Origin of the sequence: Flavobacterium sp. 270, from assembly GCF_004368785.1 — a bacterium.
Classification (GTDB): domain Bacteria; phylum Bacteroidota; class Bacteroidia; order Flavobacteriales; family Flavobacteriaceae; genus Flavobacterium.
The window spans coordinates 138,954-160,574 of record NZ_SODM01000001.1 but is presented as its reverse complement, the minus strand read 5'-3'; the positions used below and the strand labels follow the sequence as shown (position 1 = coordinate 160,574).

Genomic DNA, 21,621 nt, shown 5'->3' with positions numbered 1-21,621 from the left:
TATATATTTGTTATCAAGATGTGAAATTACATTAAATAAATGAATATGAATAGAGAGAAAGTTCAAATTTTTGACACCACTTTGCGCGATGGTGAACAAGTTCCAGGATGTAAGTTAGATACTAAGCAAAAATTAGTTATCGCAGAACGACTAGACAAAATGGGAGTTGACATTATCGAAGCAGGTTTTCCTGTGTCTAGTCCGGGCGATTTTTTATCAGTCTCTGAGATTTGTAAAATTGTAGAAAATGCAACCGTCTGCGGATTGACAAGAGCCGTAAAAAACGACATTGATGTTGCGGCAGCTGCGTTAAAGCATGCTAAAAAACCTAGAATCCATACCGGAATCGGAACCTCAGAATCTCATATCCTCCATAAATTACAAACTACACCAGAAGATATTATTGCAAGAGCAAAATTTGCAGTAGCTCACGCAAAATCGTATGTAGAAGATGTTGAGTTTTACGCAGAAGATGCTGGTAGAACAGATAATGCTTTCTTGGCTAGAGTTTGCGAAGAGGTTATTAAATCTGGTGCAACGGTACTTAATATTCCAGATACTACAGGCTACTGTTTGCCAGAAGAATATGGTGCAAAAATTAAATACTTAAAAGAAAACGTAAAAGGAATCGAAAACGTAATCCTTTCATGTCACTGTCATAATGATTTAGGAATGGCAACTGCAAACTCAATTTCGGGTGCTATAAACGGAGCGAGACAAATAGAATGTACTATTAATGGTATTGGCGAAAGAGCTGGAAATACAGCGCTTGAAGAAGTGGTAATGATCTTTAAACAACATCCTTACTTAAATCTTGATACTAATATCAATACAAGAGAATTAAACGAAATGAGCCGTTTGGTTTCTGAAAGTATGGGAATGATCGTGCAGCCAAACAAAGCAATTGTTGGTGCAAATGCATTTGCTCATAGTTCTGGAATTCACCAGGATGGCGTTATCAAAAACAGAGCAACTTACGAAATCATGGATCCGCTTGATGTGGGTGTAAATGAATCGTCAATCATATTAACAGCAAGAAGCGGAAGAGCAGCATTGGCTTACCGTGCTAAAAAAGTGGGTTACGAACTTACAAAAGTACAATTAGACATTGTATATATTGAGTTTTTGAAATTTGCAGATATCAAAAAAGAAGTGGTTGATGCAGATATTCACCAAATTATTGAAGCTTCTAAAATTGAAGGTGATTTAATTAGAAGTTAATTAAACAAAAATTAGGAACAATAAGGATTTAAATACATAAAGAACGAGACGTTATGAATTTGAAAATTGCAGTATTACCGGGAGATGGAATTGGACCTGAGGTTATTTTACAAGCTAAAAAAGCATTGTACGCTATTGCGGAGGTTTATAATCATGAATTTGTTTTTGAAGACGCACTCATGGGAGCTGTTGCGATTGATAAAACAGGAAGTCCATTGCCGGAACAAACTTTAAATCTTTGTCTGAATACAGACGCGGTTTTGCTTGGCGCGATAGGAGATCCTAAATATGATAATAATCCTAATGCAAAAGTTCGTCCAGAGCAAGGTTTATTAAAATTGCGAAAAGAATTAGGATTGTTTGCCAATATTCGTCCAATCAAACCTTACAAAGCTTTAATTGATTCTTCTCCATTAAAAAGAGAAATTATTGAAGGAGCAGATTTTACAATTTTCAGAGAATTAACGGGCGGAGCTTATTTTGGAACTAAAACATTAAACGAAGAAGGAACACATGCTTCAGATTTATGTGAATATTCAGAAGAAGAAATTACAAGAATTGCACATCTGGCTTTTAAATCGGCACAAAATCGTCGTAAAAAGTTAACTCTTGTAGACAAAGCAAATGTTTTGGAAACGTCTAGATTATGGAGAAAAGTAGTTCAGAAAGTGAGTGAAAATTATCAGGATGTAGCGTTAGACTTTTTATTTGTGGATAATGCAGCAATGCAATTGATTTTAAATCCAAAACAATTTGATGTGATTTTGACTGAGAATTTGTTCGGAGATATTTTATCGGATGAAGCCAGCGTAATTACAGGATCTATTGGTTTGTTGCCATCAGCATCTTTAGGAGAGAAAAATGCATTGTTTGAACCAATTCACGGATCTTATCCGCAGGCAAAAGGAAAAAATATTGCCAATCCGATTGCTTCGATTTTAGCTGCAGGAATGTTGTTAGAGCATTTTGGATTAACTAAAGAAGCGAATGTAGTTTTTCTGGCTGTTAAAAAAGCAATTGAACACAAGGTAGTTACGGTTGACTTAAAACCAGATTCAAAATTTGGTACAAATGAAGTAGGGGAGTTTGTTTCTAACTTCATTTTTAGTAAAGACGATTTACTTTATTTTAATAATGATAACGTTACTATCGGACAATCGACAATAGTTTAAAGTTTTTATTAAAATAATGAAATAAATAACAAGAAGTACTGTAAATGTTGAGATTTTATTTTTTTAGTTCTATAAGTTTGCTTACTTTTGTAACACTAAAAAATAGAAAAGATGCAAATCTCAATTATTATTACTTCTGTCGTTGTTGTCAATGTGTTTAGCACATCTGCATCGGGAATGGTATAAATATAATTGAAAAACTATATTACAAACCTTCCAAATACTGGAAGGTTTTTTTTTGAATAAAAATTAAATTAAATAATACATAATGGAATTAAATAAGTACAGCAAAACCATCACTCAAGATCAAACACAACCTGCGGCGCAAGCTATGTTGTACGGGATTGGTTTAACTGAAGAAGATTTAAAAAAAGCACAAGTAGGTATTGTGAGCATGGGTTACGATGGTAACACTTGCAACATGCACTTAAATGATTTAGCAAAAGATGTTAAAAAAGGTGTTTGGGATGTAGATCTGGTCGGACTTATTTTTAATACCATTGGTGTTAGTGACGGAATTTCAAACGGTACAGAAGGAATGCGTTATTCTTTGGTTTCCAGAGATGTAATTGCAGATTCTATAGAAACAGTTGCTGGAGCACAATTTTACGATGGTATTATTGCAATTCCCGGCTGTGATAAAAATATGCCTGGAGCCTTAATCGCAATGGGAAGATTAAACCGCCCATCGATGATGGTTTACGGTGGATCTATTCACTCTGGAAAATGGAAAGGTGAATCTTTGAATATTGTTTCTGCTTTTGAAGCTTTAGGAAAAAGAGTAAAAGGCGAAATTACTCCGGAAGATTTTAAAGGAGTTATTCAAAATGCTTGTCCGGGAGCTGGTGCGTGCGGTGGTATGTACACAGCAAATACAATGTCTTCTGCAATTGAAGCATTAGGAATGAGTTTGCCATACAGTTCTTCTAACCCGGCTTTGAGTCAGGAAAAAAGAGACGAATGTTTGGCTGCAGGAGCTGCAATCAAAATTTTATTAGAAAAAGATATTAAGCCGAGAGATATCATGACACGCAAGGCTTTTGAAAACGCTATTACAATTGTAGCGGTTTTAGGAGGTTCTACAAATGCAGTTATGCACTTAATCGCAATGGCGCATTCAGTTGGTATTGAAATCACTTTAGATGATTTTCAGGCAATTAACGACAAAACTCCAGTTCTTGCCGACATGAAACCTAGTGGAAAATACATGATGGAAGATATTCATGAAGTGGGAGGAATTCCTTCTGTAATGAAATATTTATTGAAAGTAGGATTGATCCACGGAGATTGTTTGACAGTAACAGGAAAAACAGTAGCAGAAAATTTAGCTTCTACTCCAGATTTACAAGATGGACAAGAAGTAATCCACGAAATACAAAAAGCATTAAAACCAACAGGAAATATTCAGGTTTTATACGGAAACCTTGCTTCTGAAGGAGCTGTTGCAAAAATCAGCGGAAAAGAAGGAGAATATTTTGAAGGTCCTGCTGTAGTTTTTGAAGGAGAATTTGAAGTAATTCCAGGTCTTCAAGCCGGAAAAATTAAACCAGGTAATGTAGTCGTCATCAGGTATTGCGGACCAAAAGGTGGTCCAGGGATGCCTGAAATGCTGAAACCTACATCTGCTATTATTGGAGCTGGATTAGGAAGCAGTTGTGCCCTAATCACAGACGGTAGATTCTCTGGAGGTTCGCATGGCTTTGTGGTAGGACACGTAACACCAGAGGCTTATGATGGTGGTGGAATTGCACTGGTTAAAGATGGCGATATAATTGCTATTGATGCAGTAAAAAACACTATTGATCTGAAGATATCTGACGAAGAATTTGCTGCAAGAAAAGCAAGTTGGGTTCAGCCTCCTTTAAAAGTAGACAGAGGAGTTTTGCTTAAATACGCAAGATCGGTATCAAGCGCTTCTACAGGATGCGTTACCGATAAATAAATTTTAAATATCAAAAATCAATATCAATGGCAATAACAATATCAAAAAAATAATAACAAAATACAATTGCAATATCAATACAGGGAAATTTGAAATTGATTTTTGCAATTGACATTGATATTGATTTTTGAAATTGACATTGATAAAAAAAATATACTATGAGAATATCAGGGGCAGAAGCCGTTATAAGATGTTTGTTAGCAGAAGGAGTAGATTTAATTTATGGTTACCCAGGTGGAGCGATAATGCCGGTTTACGACGAATTATATAAATTTCAAGATCAGTTACACCACGTTTTGGTACGTCACGAACAAGGTGCGACACATGCGGCTCAAGGGTACGCAAGAGCTACAGGAAAAGTTGGAGTTGCGATTGCAACTTCTGGACCGGGAGCTACAAATTTAGTTACGGGAATTGCAGATGCACAGATCGATTCTACGCCGTTAGTTTGTATTACAGGACAAGTAGGAAGACACCTTTTAGGTTCTGATGCATTTCAGGAAACAGATATTATCGGAATTTCGACTCCGGTAACAAAATGGAATTTTCAAATTACTGAAGCTTCTCAGATTCCTGAAATTATTGCAAAAGCATTTTATATTGCACGTTCTGGACGTCCAGGGCCTGTATTGATTGATATTACTAAAAACGCTCAGTTTGATGAGTTTGATTTTAGTTATGAAAAATGTACGGCAATTAGAAGTTATGTTCCGGTTCCGAAATTAAAATTAGACAAAGTTGCCGAAGCTGCAGCGATAATCAATAGTGCAAAAAAACCTTTTATTGTTTTTGGTCAGGGAATTATTCTTGGTCAAGCCGAAGAACAATTGAAAGCGTTTATCGAAAAATCTGGAATTCCTGCGGGATGGACAATTTTAGGACTTTCTGCTTTGCCAACTTCTCATCCGTTAAACGTAGGAATGCTTGGAATGCACGGAAATTACGGACCAAATTTATTGACTAATGAATGTGATGTTCTTATTGCATTAGGAATGCGTTTTGACGACCGTGTAACTGGAGATTTAAAAACATACGCAAAACAGGCAAAAGTGATTCATTTTGAAATTGATCCTGCTGAAGTTGATAAAAACGTAAAAACAGAAGTTGCTGTTTTAGGTGATGTAAAAGAAGCATTAACTGCTTTGTTGCCTTTAATCGACGGAAAAGCGCATGAAGCTTGGCACAATGAATTTAAAGAAAAATATAAAATTGAATTTGATTCGGTTATTGGCGAAGAATTAAATCCAACAAATAATAAAGGAATTTCGATGGGAGAAACCATAGAAATGATCAACAAGCACTCAAAAGGTGATGCGATTATGGTTTCAGATGTTGGACAACATCAAATGTTTGCTTGTCGTTATGCTAAATTTAATTCAACCAAAAGTAATATTACTTCTGGAGGATTAGGAACTATGGGATTTGCTCTTCCGGCTGCAATTGGAGCCAAAATGGGAAGACCGGACCGCGAAGTAGTTGCGATTATTGGAGATGGAGGTTTCCAGATGACAATTCAGGAATTAGGAACCATTTTTCAGACTCAAGTTCCGGTAAAAATTGTGGTATTAAACAATGAATTTTTAGGAATGGTACGTCAGTGGCAAGAATTGTTTTTTGACAACAGATATGCTTCAACAAAAATGATCAATCCAAATTTTGTTGCAATTGCAGAAGGATATCATATTAAATCTAAGAGAGTTACAGAACGCGAAGATTTAGACGCTGCTGTTGCCGAAATGATGGCATCAAAAGATTCTTATTTCTTAGAAGTTATGGTCGAAAAAGAAAATAACGTATTTCCAATGATTCCAACAGGAGCCTGTGTTTCTGCAATTAGATTAAGCTAAAAAAAAGTTTCAAGTTTTAAGTTTCAGGTTTCACGTTCGCAACAGAACTTGAAACCTGAAACCTGAAACAAAAAAAAACTAAAAAACAATGGAAGATAAAACATTTACCATATCGGTATATTCAGAAAATAATGTTGGCTTATTAAATAGAATATCAGGAATATTCTTAAAGCGTCACATTAATATATTAAGTTTAAACGTTTCAGAATCAGAAATAGAGAATGTTTCTAGATTTATTATTGTAGTAGAAACTACAGAGAAATGGGTTCAGAATATTGTTGGACAGATTGAAAAACAAATCGAAGTTATAAAAGCATTTTATCATACAGACGAAGAAACAATTTTCTTAGAAAATGCTTTGTTTAAAATTGCTTCTAGTTTGTTATTCGATGAAAAACAAATTCAGAATATCATCAAAGAAAGCCAGTCTACAATTGTAACGGTTTCCCGTGATTTCTTTGTAATCTCAAAATCAGGAAGACGTTCTGAAATTGAAGAATTGTACGCAAAGTTTAAACCTTACGGAATTATGCAGTTTGTACGTTCTGGCAGAATATCAGTTTCTAAAGAAAAAATGGAAATTTCTTCCTTATTAGAAACATTCGAATAGTATCATTTTACAAAGCAGTTTAGGCTGTAAATAGTTATATATTAATCAATTATTAAGTTTACACATTCATTAAATATTTTTAAAAAAAATGGCAAATTATTTCAACACACTACCACTTAGATTACAATTAGAGCAATTAGGAGTTTGCGAATTTATGGACCAATCTCAATTTGCAGACGGAATTTCAGCATTAGCAGGAAAAAAAGTTGTTATTGTAGGTTGTGGTGCACAAGGTTTGAATCAAGGTTTAAACATGAGAGATTCTGGATTAGATATTTCATATGCATTACGTGCAGATGCAATCGCTGAGAAAAGAGCTTCTTATAAAAATGCTACTGAAAATGGTTTTACTGTTGGTACATATGAAGAATTAATTCCAACTGCAGATTTAGTTTGTAATCTTACACCAGACAAACAGCACACAGCTGTTGTAACTGCAATTATGCCATTAATGAAAAAAGATTCGACTCTAGCATATTCTCACGGATTCAACATTGTTGAAGAAGGAATGCAGATTCGTAAAGATATCACTGTAATTATGTGTGCTCCAAAATGTCCTGGATCTGAAGTACGTGAAGAGTACAAAAGAGGATTTGGTGTACCAACACTTATCGCTGTTCACCCAGAAAACGATCCAAACGGTTTTGGTTTAGATCAGGCAAAAGCTTACGCAGTAGGAACTGGAGGACACAGAGCGGGAGTTTTAAAATCATCTTTTGTTGCCGAAGTAAAATCAGATTTAATGGGAGAGCAAACTATCCTTTGTGGTTTGTTGCAAACAGGATCTATTTTATGTTTTGATAAAATGGTAGAAAAAGGAATTGATGCTGCATACGCTTCAAAATTAATTCAGTACGGATGGGAAACTATCACAGAAGCTTTGAAACACGGTGGTATTACAAATATGATGGATCGTCTTTCTAATCCTGCAAAAATCGAAGCTTACGAAATTGCTGAAGAATTAAAAGACATTATGCGTCCGTTATTCCAAAAACACCAAGACGATATCATTTCTGGAGAATTCTCTAGAACTATGATGATTGACTGGGCTAACAATGATGTAAACTTATTAAAATGGAGAGCTGCAACAGGAGAAACTAACTTCGAGAAAACAGCACCACAAGAAGCTGCAATTCCAGAACAAGAATATTTTGACAATGGAGTTTTAATGATCGCTATGGTAAAAGCTGGTGTAGAATTGGCTTTTGAAACGATGACAGAAGCTGGAATCATCGAAGAATCGGCTTACTACGAATCATTACACGAATTGCCATTGATCGCAAATACAATTGCAAGAAAAAAATTATTTGAAATGAACCGCGTTATCTCGGATACAGCAGAATATGGTTGTTATTTATTTGACCATGCTTGTAAACCGTTATTGACTGAGTTTATGAAAAAAGTAGAAACTAATATAATAGGAAAACCATTTTCAACATCAAATGCAGTTGATAATGCAGTTCTAATTGCAGTAAACAAAGAAATCCGTCAGCACCCTATCGAAGAAGTAGGAGCTTGGTTGAGAGAATCTATGACTGCAATGAAAAAAATTGGATAATATAATTGGGAGTACCACACATGCGAGTATGATTGTGGGATCTGCACTGTATCACTGTTTTATATAATATTTTGAATTAGTAAGCACTTATTAAGAAAATGGATATAGATGCAAATTGCATTCACTTAACTTCGGAAATTGTAAGTTAAGTGAAGCGATTCCCTTGAATGGGGTATAGTAAAATATACTTGCTAAGATTCTGTTTTAATTAATACAGATGCTGCTATTTTCGGAATAAAAGAAATAAGCAATGCAGAATTACAAAATTAATTGTTATTGAAATTTGTTAAATAAAAAAGGCATAATATTCACGTATTATGCCTTTTTTGCAATTTACAATTTTCGGTAAAAAACTATTTTTTTACAATTAATTCATAAAAAAGATATATTTTTTTTGATATATGTTTTTTTTAGTTAAAATTTATAGATTAAATAATTTTAAGAATACGGCTATATTTAATACATTTATAAAAAAAATTTCCACGAACTATGAGCTATTATAAAATTGAAAATTTAGAACAATATTTTAAACATTACAATAAGTCAATAAGAGAACCAAGAAAATTTTGGGGAAAAATAGCGGAAGAGAATTTTACGTGGTATCAGCAATGGGACAAAGTTGTTGATTTTAATATGGCCGACGCCGAAGTAAAATGGTTTACAGAAGCAAAAGTAAATATTACCAAAAACTGTATCGACAGACACTTAAGCAAAAGAGGAGAAAAAACGGCTATCATTTTTGAACCGAATGATCCTTCTGAAGAAGCTTTACATATAACTTATAACGAATTATACGAACGTGTTTCTAAAATGTCAAATGTTTTGCGTGAGCAAGGCGTACGCAAAGGAGACAGAGTTTGTATCTACCTTCCGATGATTCCGGAATTGGCTGTTACAGTATTGGCTTGTGCCAGAATTGGAGCTATTCACTCTGTTATTTTTGCTGGATTTTCTGCTTCTGCAGTTTCTGCGAGAATCAACGACTGTGAGTGTAAAATGGTAATTACTTCTGATGGAGGTTACAGAGGAAACAAAACAATTGATTTAAAAGGAATTGTAGACGAAGCATTAGATACTTGCCCGTCTGTTTCTAAAGTTTTGGTTGTAAAAAGAACCAATACCGCTATCAAAATGAAAGAAGGCCGTGATGTTTATTTACAACCTTTATTAGACGAAGCATTAGATAACAGCGTAGCCGAAATTATGGATGCAGAAGATCCGTTATTTATTTTATATACTTCAGGATCAACAGGAAAACCAAAAGGAATGGTTCATACCACTGCTGGTTACATGGTTTATACAGCTTATACATTCAAAAATGTTTTCAGTCACGAAGAAAATGATATTTTCTGGTGTACAGCAGATATCGGTTGGATTACAGGTCACTCTTATATATTATACGGACCTTTATTAAATGGAGGAACAACAGTAATTTTTGAAGGAGTTCCTTCTTATCCAGACTTTAGCCGTTTCTGGGACATTATTGAAAAACATAAAATTACACAATTCTATACAGCACCAACTGCAATTCGTTCGCTTGCAAAAGAAAGTTTAGATTATATTCAAAAATATCCTCTAAAATCTTTAAAAGTTATTGGGTCTGTTGGAGAACCAATCAACGAAGAAGCTTGGCACTGGTTTAATGACCACGTTGGAGATAAAAGATGTCCAGTTGTAGATACTTGGTGGCAGACAGAAACTGGAGGAATCATGATTTCGCCAATTGCATTTGTAACGCCTACAAAACCAACTTACGCAACACTTCCATTACCAGGAATTCAGCCTGTTTTAATGGATGAAAAACGTAACGAAATTGAAGGAAATCAAGTTGTTGGAAGTTTGTGTATTAAATTCCCGTGGCCTGGAATCGCGAGAACTATCTGGGGAGATCATGATCGTTACAAAGACACTTATTTCTCTGCTTTCCCTGGAAAATATTTTACAGGAGACGGTGCATTAAGAGATGAAGTTGGATATTACAGAATTACAGGTAGAGTAGATGATGTTGTAATTGTTTCTGGACATAATTTAGGAACTGCTCCTATAGAAGATGCTATCAACGAGCACCCAGCTGTTGCAGAATCTGCTATTGTTGGATTCCCGCATGACATCAAAGGAAATGCTTTATACGGTTACGTAATTCTAAAAGAAACTGGAGAAGATAGAAATAAAGAAAATTTATCTAAAGAAATCAATCAATATATTTCGGATCATATTGGACCAATCGCAAAACTAGATAAAATTCAGTTTGTGTCTGGGTTGCCAAAAACACGTTCTGGAAAAATCATGCGTAGAATTTTACGTAAAATAGCCGAAGGAGATTTTTCTAATTTTGGAGATACAACAACATTATTAAATCCGGAAGTTGTAGAAGAAATTATGAAAGAAAGAATTTCTTAAAGAAGTTTTTTGTTTTAGGTTTGAAGTTTCAGGTTTGAAGTTTCAGGTTTGAAGTTTCAGGTTTGAAGTTTCAGGTTGTCACGCTGAGCGAAGTCGAAGCGCAGCATTTGGATTTCAAAAACTAAATTTTTAAAATTTATAATAATAAAAAAATGCCTCTTAAAATATTAAGAGGCATTTTTGTTTTTTTTTTGTCCTGCTGAGCAAAGTCAAAGCAAAGTATATTGGAATTTGGAATTTTAAAAATTTGGAATTTATTTTTACTTAATCCCCAATCGAGATTTTAATTTCAAAAATACAAGAGCAATTTTATAAGCATCTTCAGAAGAAGAATTTCTATCACTTTTTGGAATTTTATAAATTTCGCATAAATCGTCAAGCGAAAATTGTTTGTCGTTAATATCAGTTAGTTTTCTGTACATCACATCAACATCTAGAGCTTCATTTTTTATTCTGCCGCAATCCAGACGTTCCAGCGCCGCGTTCAGCATTTCAATGTCAAAATTGATATGATGTCCCACAAGAACAGCATTGCCAATAAAATTGATAAGAGCTTCTAAAGCTTCTGGCTCCGGCATCTTTATCATTTTACTTTCAATAATAAATTCATTTGAAAGACCATTATCCTGCAAAAATTTATATTGAAGCAAAACCGTTTCAAAACTTTCTTTAATAACAATACCATCGTCAACCACAGAAAAAGCACCCACAGATAAAATAACATCTTTATCCGGGTTTAGCCCAGAAGTTTCTGTAGATAAAACTACAAACCTGTTGGGTTTAGTTTCGAATTTAATTAAGTAATCCTTCCAGAAGTCAGGATAATCTTTATTAATGTTTTTAAGCCAGTCTAGCATATTTTACGAGAATTGTGTCAGTTGAAATTTACTCTTAATTAGTTCCTCAAGGTCTTTCATTGGGGTTAGGGCATTTTTTAACTTCTCCTTATCTGTTTTAGACATCTCTCTCAAATTGATGTATTGTCCAGAATCATCGTTTTTTAAACCTTCAACGGTTCTGAATTTTGAAAGCGTCTGAAAAGCCTCGGCACAGCTTAAATATATTTCGGCGTTTTTAGAATCTGTTATCGCTAATTGTTTGAATCTTAAATAAGTATTTTTAATTCCTTTAATATTGGCATTCAAAATTAATAAACGTGCAGAGTCTATTAAAGGCATTAAAGCACGGGTTTTAATATCAAATTTTCCTTTTTGCGGACCTTCTTCTTCAACTATAAATTTTTTGAAAAAGCTTAAAGGTGAATTTCTTTTTAAAGCATCATTTCCTAAAAAGTCAAAGAATAAAGTATTGTTTACAGCATTTTTGAAAATAACATTTTCGATCACTTCTTCAATTTTTGCTTCACCAAAAACAATTTCATAATCAAAGAAAATACTACTCAAATCGTTGCTGTTTTCACCTGGAGTATTCATCCAGCTGTTGTATTGTTTTGTCCAGTCAGTCAATGATTTACACCATAACATATTACTTCCCATATGTCCGTTTGGGCAATATTCATAACCTACTTTTTCTAAGACAGCAGTAGCTCTTTTAGCTAATCTCAAAAAGTAATCTTTTACTTCTCTGTATTTTTCTGGCGTAACATCTTCAAAAATCAAAATACTATCCTGATCAGTTAGTAAAAGTTGTTCTTTACGACCTTGACTTCCAATGCTTAACCATGCAAAACGTGCAGGAGGGGAGCCTAAATCTAAAATAGAAAGCTCTACCGCACGTTTGATTATTGCCAAGTTGATTTCGCTGGCAATATTACTAATATGCGAGATTGGAATGTTTTTCTGAATTGAGTTTTGAATCAAATCAGACAAACGATCACGTATTTGTTTTAAGTCTTTTGGTAACTGCGAGCGCTTAATCTCTTTGATTAATACACCAGGGTTACTGGCTTGTGCTACAATAAGATCGTGCTCAGAAATAATTCCTTTTACAGCAGATTTACTTGTACCGTCTTTAGTAACGCAAAGGTGCGAAACGTTATGTTTTAGCATCAACAACTGTGCTTCGGCTAAAGACACATTTTCAATTACAGTAACAACCGGCGAAGACATAATCTTATCTATCGTTTCTGTGATAGGATAACGGCCTGTAGCAATTTTTGAAGCTAAATCTCCATCAGTAACAATACCAATCGGATTATTTTTTTCGCATACCACAATATTATCAACCATGGCTTCCGTCATAAGAATTGCAACATCTTTGACAATATGATGACTTTCCGTTTTTAAGGGTGAAGTATTATAAGTAAGCGATTGTATGTATTGCATTTCTGACTGCTGATCGATATAGCCATTTTCAGAAATTAATTTTCCGTTAGAGCTAACGCTGTCTTTCGTATGTCTTGAATTTACAGCAAAACTTTCTAATAAAAAGTTTAAAACGTCTGAATTATTGGCAACAAATGGTCTAAAAACCGCGATCGGAATAGCATAAATAATACTTTCCTCACGGGCTTTTGCCGTCATCATATAGTTATTTTTGGCAAAAAACGGGCGTAAACCAAAAATATCACCTTCGTGGCATTTGTTGATTATCGTTTCTTCGGCATCTGCAATCGTCGTTAAATTTATGATACCAGAAGCTACAACATAAAAGCTGTCGTGAAGCAGATCGTTATTTTGAAACAATACTGCGTGTTTTTCTAAATTTAGGACACGAATATTCGTAGCGATATCTGACAATTCTTGAAAAGTCAAATTATTAAATGGCGGATATTCTTTTAAAAAGTCAGCAATATGCTCTGCAATTGTATTCATCGGTTGATATTTATCTTTAAAGTATCGAATGTAAAAATAATAAAATAAACTCTTACAATGAAGCAACTTTGTGATAATCTAGTCATTTTAAGGAAAAGCTAATAATCTGTGATTTACAGGCTTTAAAATCTTTTTTTAAGTTTATAATCTAAGTTATCGCAGGTTTTTACTATTTATTTTTCTGCTTATTGTTTTTTAAAAGAAGTAAGTTGTTGATACAGAGTATATATAAATCGTATTAATATCTAAAAGTGATTTATATAAGGAATATACAGGAGTGATTTTCTAAATATTCTATTTTACATAATATAAATTATAGGTCAAATTGTATAGCGCTAAAAATAGCGCCTTTTAGTTTATTTTACTCATAATCACTTCTTTTGGTACAATATCGTCCCCGCCACGTTTATTAAACTGTAATTTTCCATCTTGTTCAAAAAGTACTGCGCTTGCACCAATTCCATTTTTTCCTTTTAAAGTAATCTGTGCACGTTCGCCCATAGTATACACGTAACCGGAAATTTCTAAAACTCCAGAATTCAATTCTGCAAAACTGCTCGTAACTTCTGCAGTTCCGTAAATCTTAGAATTTGACTGTGCTATATTTAAAGTTAAAATATAATCTTTTTTGCAGTCTTTGCAATTTTCGCTGCTCCAGGTTCCTGTAAATCGATTGGCTTGAGAGTATCCCTGAAAAGAAATCAAAAACAGTAAAACAATAATCTTTTTCATTAAAAGTAAATTTTATCAAATATAAACTAAAAAAGCATCACGTGTGTGATGCTTCATATTTCCTTTAAATGAAAATTTATTTTATTTTTTTCAAATAAACGGATTTTCCGTCAAGTGAAACTTCAATTTGATTGTTCTTCTCATTAAAAGTTGTTCTTAAAGCGTGTCCTTTAAAAATCGTAACATCTCCATAAACTTTTCCAGTTTCGTCTGACACATATTCAAAAACTAATTTTTTGTTATCTGGTTCAATACCGATTTTATAACTTGAAAATTTTGTTCCTTTAATATCAAATTCCTGTTGAGAATCTATAATTGTAGATCCAGCATAAAAATTGGTAATAGATTTGTTTAACGTGATATCAGGATAATATTGATTCACTTTTTGCAGCAGTTCATATTGTGCTGTAGTGACATCTTCTTTTTTAGATTCTATATTTTGTGCAAAAGAAAACGACGTAAATAAAACAGATAATAGTAAAAGATACTTTTTCATAATTTTTAAATTTAGATTAATAAATAGCAATCTTTTTATTTAAGAATGCATTTGATTATACAACAAGGTATGAAATCTTTACCTTTGCTGAAAATTATAAGCCATATTTTAAGAAAATGACAACAAAAAAATATATTCAACTCATCCTTATTTTAGGATCTTTAACTGCTCTTGGGCCTTTTTCTATTGATATGTATCTGCCTGGTTTTTCAAGCATTGCAAAAGATCTGCACACTACTGTCGCAAAAGTTTCGATGAGTTTATCGAGTTATTTTATCGGAATCTCTGCTGGACAATTACTTTATGGACCATTATTAGACCGTTTCGGACGTAAAAAACCTTTGTTTATCGGTTTAATGGTTTATATTCTGGCTTCTTTAGGCTGTGTGTATGTAACTGATATTGATGGATTTATTTTTTTAAGATTCATTCAAGCTGTAGGAAGTTGTGCTGCAACAGTTGCTTCTGTTGCGATGGTTAGAGATTTGTTTCCCGTAAAAGATATTCCAAAGGTATTTTCTCTTTTAATGCTAGTTTTAGGGCTTTCGCCGATGCTGGCGCCTACAATTGGAGGTTACGTAACCGAAGATTTTGGCTGGCATACCGTGTTTTTAATTCTAATGTGCATGGGAATTGCTATTTTAACGGCTTCACAATTAGGTCTTCCAAATAGTTATAAACCAGATACTTCGATTTCTTTAAAACCAAAACCAATTATTTCTAACTTTTTAAAAGTGCTTAAAGAACCTCAATTCTTTACCTACGCTTTTACCGGATCAATTGCTTTTTCGGGCTTATTTACATACGTTGCGGCCTCTCCTATAATTTTTATGGATATTTATCATGTTGATGCCAAAACATACGGATGGATTTTTGCCTTTATGTCTGTTAGTTTTATCGGTTCCAGTCAGTTAAATTCAGTTTTATTGAAGAAATTCACTAGCGAACAAATGATTTTTGCGGCATTAATTCTGCAATCTTTAATCAGTATTGTTTTTCTCTTACTTTCGCTAAATAATCTATTAGGATTGTATGAAACGATTGCAATGTTGTTTTTATTCTTAGGTTGTTTAGGAATTTCAAATCCAAATACCGCAGGACTTACCATGGCGCCTTTTGCTAAAAACGCAGGAAGTGCCTCGGCTTTAATGGGCGCTATACAGTTAGGTTTAGGAGCTTTGGCATCATTTGCTGTTGGAATTTTTGTTAAAGATTCTATCGCACCAATGGTTTTTATTATGACATCCACTACAATTATTGCTTTTATTGTTTTAAATATCGGCAAACGTTTTATAAAACAACAAGTTGAAGTTTCTGCAGATGACGATGTTATTGTTGGACACTAAGGGATTAAAGGATTAAATTCCAATTTTTTAAATCCCAAATTCCAAATTCCAAGACAATCTAAACTCTACAATCTAAATTCTAAAATAAAAAAAGCCAGAAACGTTATGTTCTGGCTTTTTATTGGAATTTGGAATTTAAAAAATTTGAAATTTATTTAAAAACTATTGTCTTTTATCAGGTCGAATAATCATTCTAAGAGATTGGTCTCTAGCAAAATATGCAACCATCCAGTTCCAGAATGTGTTTAATCGGTTTCTGTAGGTTATTAATGAAATCAAGTGAATGAATAACCAAATAATCCAGGCAAAAAATCCATTAAAATGCCATTTTGGACTTGGTAAATCCACAACAGCTTTATTTTTTCCGATAATTGCCATTGAACCTTTATCATTATACATAAAAGGTTTTAATGGCTTGTTTGTTACCATTTTCATGAAATTCTTAGCCAGGTTAATTCCTTGCTGAATAGCTACTTGTGCAACCTGCGGGTGTCCGTCTGGGAAATTTTTATCACCAGATAAAATTGCAGTATCACCAATGGCATAAACATTTTCAAGACCATTTACCTTATTATATTGATCTGTTGCCATACGTCGGCCGCGTCCGTAACTTTCTTGCGGAATTCCGTCAAAGATTTTAGCAGAAACTCCGGCAGCCCAGATTAAGTTTTTAGTTTTGATGGTTTCTCCGTTTTCAAAATATACCGTATCATCAACATAATCTGTAACTCGGGTGTGCAGCTTTACAACAACACCAAGATTTGTTAAAGCTTTTAAAGTATCTTGTTGAGATTCTTTGCTCATAGGAGCCAGAAGTGCATCTCCTCCATCAACCAAATAAACATTGCTGGCAGAGGTTTCTAATTCCGGATATTCTTTTAATAAAATATTTTTACGCATTTCGGCAAACATTCCAGAAACTTCAACTCCTGTTGGGCCTCCTCCGGCCACAACAATTGTTAATAATTTACGACGTTTGCGCATGTCTTTGGTAATGGCTGCTTTTTCAAGATTTTTTAGCAGCGTATTTCTCATTTCGATGGCATCATTTAAGGTTTTCATCGGAATGGCGTTTTTCATAACGTTTTCCATACCAAAATAACTGGTTTCTGCACCTGTGGCAAATACCAATTTATCATACTCTAATTCTCCATTATTTAGGATTATTTTATTTTCTGCTGGAACTACAGAAACTAATTCGCCCAAACGAAATTCAAGATTCTTTTTGCCTGCAAAAAATTTTCTGAAAGGATAACTAATGCTCGATGGTTCTAAAAAAGCGGTTGCAACCTGATATATAAGTGGAGGGAAAAAATTATAATTATTCTTGTCGACAAGTGTAACTTGTATTTGAGGATGATTTACAAGTTCTTTTGCTAGATTTATACCTGCAAAACCACCTCCAATAATGACTATTTTCATATATGTTGTTTTACGAATAAGATTATTTGATCTTTTAAATTACCTTAAATGTACAACAAAATTTAACAGTTACAAAGTCTGTACAGCTTACTTTTTGAATTTTTTAACAGGTTTTTCAACTACATCGTTTTTGTTCTGCAAAACATAATTCGCCATTAATTTTTCTATTAATTCATCTTTAGTAAGGTGATGAAAAACGGTTTTCACTTTCGTTTTTAATTCCGCAGAAATATCGTGATTTGGTTTCGTTTTAAAGATTTGTTTCGCCCATAAAAGCGTATTATTTTCTTCTAAACTAACAGCAGAAGGTTTTTTAAATTCATGAAATTTAATTCCTAATTCTTTTTCAAAATCTACAATTTCAACAACTTCTTCTTGCTGTAAAACAGTCAGAGAAAGCCCTTTTGCCCCTGCCCTTGCCGTTCTACCGCTTCTGTGTACATAATTTTCGTACGTGTCTGGTAAGTGATAATTAACCACATACGAAATTTCTTTTACATCTATCCCTCTCGCTGCCAAATCTGTAGCGACAAGAATATTAATATGACCTTCGCGAAACTGCTCCATAATTCTGTCACGAATTCCCTGAGACAAACTTCCATGAAGTGCTCCAGAAGAAAAACGATTAATAGCCAGATTTTTAGCCAGTTTATTTACTGCAGCTTTTGTTTTGCAGAAAATAATCCCGCGTTCGCCTTCCTTAGAATTCAAAAAATGCATTAAAACGTCCAGTTTTTCAATTGGATCAACAACAATAAATTCGTGGTCAATTCCTTGGTTACCAACAGTTTCCATGCTGGCGCTAACTTGTATTACATTCTTATTTAAATAATTCTGAATCAGTTGTTTGATTGTTCCCGGTAAAGTTGCAGAAAACAATAAAGTGCGGTGTTTTTTAGGAAGTTCAGCAATAATTTCGTCCAGACTTTCTTTAAGAATAGAAACCATTTCGTCGGCTTCATCTAAAACTAAATATTGAGTTTCTTTTAAATCAATTGCTTTACGCTGAATCAAATCTATTAAACGTCCCAGAGTTGCTACAACAATATGTGTTGGTTGCGTAAGACGCTCAATTTGAGGTTTTATTGGGATTCCGCCACAAGTAGAAGCGATAGAGATATTTGGAATATGTTTTCCAAAATCTTCTAAATTTCTAAAAATCTGCTGTCCTAATTCTCTGGTTGGAACCAAAATAACGGCTTGAACAATAGTAGAATTTGTATCAACCAATTGCAATAAAGGCAATCCAAATGCTGCAGTTTTTCCTGTTCCGGTTTTTGCTAAACCTACTAAATCGTGATTTTCAGCCAATAAAAGCGGAATCGTTTTTTGTTGAATTTCTGTTGGTTCAACAATGTTCAATTCGCTTAAAGCTTTTAAAATGGGCGCTGAAATCCCTAATTCTGAGAATGGTTTAGACATATTGTAAATTTTAATTTTGTTTCAAGTTTTAAGTTTAAGGTTTCAAGTTTCTGAGGAAACTAAAAAGTTTAAAAGGAGAAAATCACATTTAAATTACTTGAAATACGATTTCTCCTTTTAAATAATATTGTTTTAGATTTCAACAACTTGAAACATGAAACCTGAAACAAATTTAAACTTTTATAATCAATCCGGTTCGTTCATGATTTTCTCACGATATTTTTTACCTATTAATAAGGTCATGTTCTTTTTGTAATCTTCAACCAGCCATTCGCGGTAGTTTTTACTGCATTGGCTCAAACATTTAGCGTAGCGTTTGATACGGCATTCGATGTCGTCGTCTAGTTCTTTGCCCAAAGATTTTGCTTCTTGCAATGTCTCTGTATTATCAACACACATAGAAGCGTGTTGCTCTAATGACTTGTCTAATACAACTTTAGAACGCAAATTTTGTTTAATGATCAATTTATGTTCTTCATCAACATCAAAAGTAACATCAGCAGTTTTAGCAAATTTAGCACGCAATTCTGGCGGCATGCTGTATTTAAAAAACATTTCGATTTCGGTATCATCACGAAGATTTTCCAAGTAAAATTCTGGAGATTTAAAGATATGCTGCCAGTTTACCGGCTCGCTCCATAAACCGAAACGCGCGGCATTATTTCCTAAATCGATTACTGTAAACTCGTCTTTACCAGGTAATTTACGAGAACCACGACCAATCATTTGGTAGTATAAAGTCAACGATTTAGTTGCTCTGTTTAAGATAATAGTCTCAACAGTAGGCTCATCAAAACCAGTTGTTAAAATTCCAACCGAAGTTAAAATCGCATCTGGAGTTTTCTTAAACCATTGCAAAATATCTTTACGTTCTTCAGAACTGCTTGTATTATCAAGGTGTCTGATGTCGTAACCTGCTTCTCTAAAAGTTTCATATACATATAATGAAGTATGAATACCATTGTTGAAAATCAAAGTCTTTTTACCTAACGAACGCTCTGTGTAAGCATGAAGTAATTTTTCCTGCATTATCGTGTTGGTATACAAATCATCAGATGATTTTACGGTATAATCTCCGTTAATACCTACTTTTAATGAAGTTAAACCAACATCATAACTATATGTAGTAGCTTTTGCCAAAAATCCTTTGTCGATTAACGAACCAATAGTGTCTCCTACGATTAATTCATCATAACTTTGGTGCATTGGCAGTTTTATATTAGAACTCAAAGGCGTTGCTGTTACTCCAAGAATAAAAGCATTTTTAAATGAGTTTAATAATTTTCTAAATGAATTGTAATGTGCCTCATCAATAATAACCAAACCAATATTATCAAGATGTAATTTTTCATCATTGATACGGTTTTTTAAAGTTTCAACCATCGCCACAAAACAAGAATATTCATTCTGGTCGGGCAATTCTTTTACTTTACTGTTGATTATTTTGTTTGTTACACCAAAACCTTTCAACATTTTTGAAGTTTGTTTACAAAGTTCGATACGGTGTGTTAAAACAACCACTTTTTTATCATTATTCGATAAATAACGGCGAACGATTTCAGAAAAAATTACTGTTTTACCGCCCCCTGTAGGCAGTTGATACAGTAAATGATGTTTTTGAGGAGCATTGTCTAAACGTTCAAAAATGGCGTCAATGTCGCCTTTTTGGTATGCATAAAGTTCTTTCTTCTCTTCTCTTTCTATTTCTAAAGTGTTTTGAGACATTGTTTATTTTTGGATTTTTGCAAAAATACACCTAAAAAACAGTTATTCATCTTATTTTAACGTAAAATAAATGATTTTTTTAAATAAAATTTTTTATAGGAAATGTCTTTATTGCTATATTTTGTCTAAAATAGCTTCAAAATCGTACTTATTTTTCCATTTTTGACGTACTGTTTCTTCCTGAATTGCAATTATTCTTGCTTTAAATTCAGCAAAAATTCCATTTGAAATGGAAAAATTGACTGCCTGCTCAAAAGAATTGAAAATACTTTTATAGAATAATTCTTGTTTTATGAAGTTGTTTGAAGAAAATGTCTGGGCAATTTCAATATTATAAAGCATAATATCTGCAATTACAAAAGAGTCAACACCCAGCATTATAAAATGTTTGATAATTTTCTGGGCAACCGAACGGCGCATTTTTGCTTTCGGACGCCATTTTGCATTGGGCTTTTTTATCGGAAAGTATTCGTGAGAGATTTTAACCTTCGATTCCTGCAGTAATTTGTCTTCTTTTGGATTAAAAACAAAATCATAATACACTTTTACAGGAGCAAATTTTTCGTAGAGTTCTACAATTTGTTCTTCGAGCTGTTCTTTGGTTAATTGTCCTAAATATTTTTTTAAATCTCTTTTGCTCATAAATAAACTTTCAGTTAAATTTCAAATTTTAAATTCCAAATTCAAATCATAATTGAATATGGTTTGCTTCAATTTTGTCATTTCGAGGAACGAGAAATCTCCGTAAGAAGCTCTACAATCAAAATCAAGCTTTGTTAAAGTTTAAAACTTTGACAAAGCTGAAGACACAATGTATCTTCAAAATGACAAAAACGTCTTTGAAACGCTTAATTTAAATTACGCAATCTTTATAAGTCTGACAACTTAAAAACAATTTATTTTTCAATTTTTAAATTCGAAAAATCAATCCATAATGCCTAATTTTGCTCGTAT

16 protein-coding genes are annotated in these 21,621 nt (G+C 33.4%); 8 read left to right on the top strand and 8 right to left on the bottom strand.

The window, feature by feature from the left end:
* Positions 1 to 45: 45 nt before the first annotated feature.
* From EV144_RS00760 to acs, 7 genes are all read left to right on the top strand, one after another.
* Complete coding sequence (locus tag EV144_RS00760) at positions 46 to 1,221, top strand: 2-isopropylmalate synthase (RefSeq protein WP_134145207.1); 1,176 nt, start codon at positions 46 to 48, stop codon at positions 1,219 to 1,221.
* A 53-nt stretch (positions 1,222 to 1,274) separates the two neighbouring features.
* Entirely contained in the window at positions 1,275 to 2,393 is a 1,119-nt protein-coding gene (gene leuB / locus EV144_RS00755) for a 3-isopropylmalate dehydrogenase (protein WP_134145205.1), read from the top strand.
* Positions 2,394 to 2,661: 268 nt separating this feature from the next.
* Complete coding sequence (gene ilvD, locus EV144_RS00750) at positions 2,662 to 4,335, top strand: dihydroxy-acid dehydratase (protein WP_134145203.1); 1,674 nt, start codon at positions 2,662 to 2,664, stop codon at positions 4,333 to 4,335.
* Between the two features lie 158 nt (positions 4,336 to 4,493).
* Positions 4,494 to 6,182, top strand: coding sequence for a biosynthetic-type acetolactate synthase large subunit (gene ilvB / locus EV144_RS00745; protein ID WP_134145201.1), 1,689 nt, complete (start codon positions 4,494 to 4,496; stop codon positions 6,180 to 6,182).
* 88 nt (positions 6,183 to 6,270) lie between these two features.
* Positions 6,271 to 6,792, top strand: a complete 522-nt coding sequence (gene ilvN, locus EV144_RS00740) for an acetolactate synthase small subunit (protein ID WP_134145199.1) — start codon at positions 6,271 to 6,273, stop codon at positions 6,790 to 6,792.
* 88 nt (positions 6,793 to 6,880) lie between these two features.
* The gene (gene ilvC, locus EV144_RS00735) at positions 6,881 to 8,350 is read left to right on the top strand and encodes a ketol-acid reductoisomerase (protein ID WP_134145198.1); all 1,470 of its coding nucleotides are present in this window, start codon (positions 6,881 to 6,883) and stop codon (positions 8,348 to 8,350) included.
* A gap of 489 nt (positions 8,351 to 8,839) precedes the next feature.
* The gene (gene acs / locus EV144_RS00730) at positions 8,840 to 10,750 is read left to right on the top strand and encodes an acetate--CoA ligase (RefSeq protein WP_134145196.1); all 1,911 of its coding nucleotides are present in this window, start codon (positions 8,840 to 8,842) and stop codon (positions 10,748 to 10,750) included.
* 260 nt (positions 10,751 to 11,010) lie between these two features.
* On the opposite strand, the gene EV144_RS00725 is transcribed toward acs, so the two are convergent.
* The 4 genes from EV144_RS00725 to EV144_RS00710 form a co-directional block, all read right to left on the bottom strand.
* Positions 11,011 to 11,607: a 3'-5' exonuclease gene (locus tag EV144_RS00725; protein ID WP_134145194.1), complete on the bottom strand. Its 597-nt coding sequence runs from the start codon at positions 11,605 to 11,607 to the stop codon at positions 11,011 to 11,013.
* Positions 11,608 to 11,610: 3 nt separating this feature from the next.
* On the bottom strand, positions 11,611 to 13,524 hold the full coding sequence (locus EV144_RS00720; protein ID WP_134145192.1) for a DUF294 nucleotidyltransferase-like domain-containing protein: 1,914 nt from the start codon (positions 13,522 to 13,524) through the stop codon (positions 11,611 to 11,613).
* Between the two features lie 351 nt (positions 13,525 to 13,875).
* The gene (locus tag EV144_RS00715) at positions 13,876 to 14,256 is read right to left on the bottom strand and encodes a hypothetical protein (protein ID WP_134145190.1); all 381 of its coding nucleotides are present in this window, start codon (positions 14,254 to 14,256) and stop codon (positions 13,876 to 13,878) included.
* A 76-nt stretch (positions 14,257 to 14,332) separates the two neighbouring features.
* Positions 14,333 to 14,752, bottom strand: coding sequence for a hypothetical protein (locus EV144_RS00710; RefSeq protein ID WP_134145189.1), 420 nt, complete (start codon positions 14,750 to 14,752; stop codon positions 14,333 to 14,335).
* Between the two features lie 116 nt (positions 14,753 to 14,868).
* Here EV144_RS00710 and EV144_RS00705 point away from each other — a divergent pair, with 116 nt between their 5' ends.
* Entirely contained in the window at positions 14,869 to 16,098 is a 1,230-nt protein-coding gene (locus EV144_RS00705; protein WP_134145187.1) for a multidrug effflux MFS transporter, read from the top strand.
* A 162-nt stretch (positions 16,099 to 16,260) separates the two neighbouring features.
* Here the strand turns inward: EV144_RS00705 and EV144_RS00700 are convergent, their stop codons facing one another.
* From EV144_RS00700 to EV144_RS00685, 4 genes are all read right to left on the bottom strand, one after another.
* Positions 16,261 to 17,520 carry an NAD(P)/FAD-dependent oxidoreductase gene (locus tag EV144_RS00700; RefSeq protein WP_134145185.1) on the bottom strand — a complete coding sequence of 420 codons (1,260 nt, stop codon included), beginning with the start codon at positions 17,518 to 17,520 and terminating at the stop codon, positions 16,261 to 16,263.
* An 87-nt stretch (positions 17,521 to 17,607) separates the two neighbouring features.
* Entirely contained in the window at positions 17,608 to 18,942 is a 1,335-nt protein-coding gene (locus tag EV144_RS00695) for a DEAD/DEAH box helicase (protein ID WP_134145183.1), read from the bottom strand.
* Positions 18,943 to 19,128: 186 nt separating this feature from the next.
* Positions 19,129 to 20,667: a DEAD/DEAH box helicase gene (locus EV144_RS00690; protein WP_134145181.1), complete on the bottom strand. Its 1,539-nt coding sequence runs from the start codon at positions 20,665 to 20,667 to the stop codon at positions 19,129 to 19,131.
* Between the two features lie 114 nt (positions 20,668 to 20,781).
* On the bottom strand, positions 20,782 to 21,309 hold the full coding sequence (locus EV144_RS00685) for a DUF6155 family protein (RefSeq protein WP_134145179.1): 528 nt from the start codon (positions 21,307 to 21,309) through the stop codon (positions 20,782 to 20,784).
* Between the last annotated feature and the right edge of the window lie 312 nt (positions 21,310 to 21,621).

Coding starts and splice junctions, on each gene's coding strand:
- EV144_RS00725 (WP_134145194.1), bottom strand. CDS start 11,607: ATGCTAGACTGGCTTAAAAACATTAATAAAGATTATCCTGACTTCTGG.
- EV144_RS00705 (WP_134145187.1), top strand. CDS start 14,869: ATGACAACAAAAAAATATATTCAACTCATCCTTATTTTAGGATCTTTA.
- EV144_RS00690 (WP_134145181.1), bottom strand. CDS start 20,667: ATGTCTCAAAACACTTTAGAAATAGAAAGAGAAGAGAAGAAAGAACTT.
- ilvD (WP_134145203.1), top strand. CDS start 2,662: ATGGAATTAAATAAGTACAGCAAAACCATCACTCAAGATCAAACACAA.
- leuB (WP_134145205.1), top strand. CDS start 1,275: ATGAATTTGAAAATTGCAGTATTACCGGGAGATGGAATTGGACCTGAG.
- ilvB (WP_134145201.1), top strand. CDS start 4,494: ATGAGAATATCAGGGGCAGAAGCCGTTATAAGATGTTTGTTAGCAGAA.
- EV144_RS00700 (WP_134145185.1), bottom strand. CDS start 17,520: ATGAAAATAGTCATTATTGGAGGTGGTTTTGCAGGTATAAATCTAGCA.
- ilvC (WP_134145198.1), top strand. CDS start 6,881: ATGGCAAATTATTTCAACACACTACCACTTAGATTACAATTAGAGCAA.
- EV144_RS00710 (WP_134145189.1), bottom strand. CDS start 14,752: ATGAAAAAGTATCTTTTACTATTATCTGTTTTATTTACGTCGTTTTCT.
- EV144_RS00720 (WP_134145192.1), bottom strand. CDS start 13,524: ATGAATACAATTGCAGAGCATATTGCTGACTTTTTAAAAGAATATCCG.
- ilvN (WP_134145199.1), top strand. CDS start 6,271: ATGGAAGATAAAACATTTACCATATCGGTATATTCAGAAAATAATGTT.
- EV144_RS00715 (WP_134145190.1), bottom strand. CDS start 14,256: ATGAAAAAGATTATTGTTTTACTGTTTTTGATTTCTTTTCAGGGATAC.
- EV144_RS00760 (WP_134145207.1), top strand. CDS start 46: ATGAATAGAGAGAAAGTTCAAATTTTTGACACCACTTTGCGCGATGGT.
- EV144_RS00695 (WP_134145183.1), bottom strand. CDS start 18,942: ATGTCTAAACCATTCTCAGAATTAGGGATTTCAGCGCCCATTTTAAAA.
- EV144_RS00685 (WP_134145179.1), bottom strand. CDS start 21,309: ATGAGCAAAAGAGATTTAAAAAAATATTTAGGACAATTAACCAAAGAA.
- acs (WP_134145196.1), top strand. CDS start 8,840: ATGAGCTATTATAAAATTGAAAATTTAGAACAATATTTTAAACATTAC.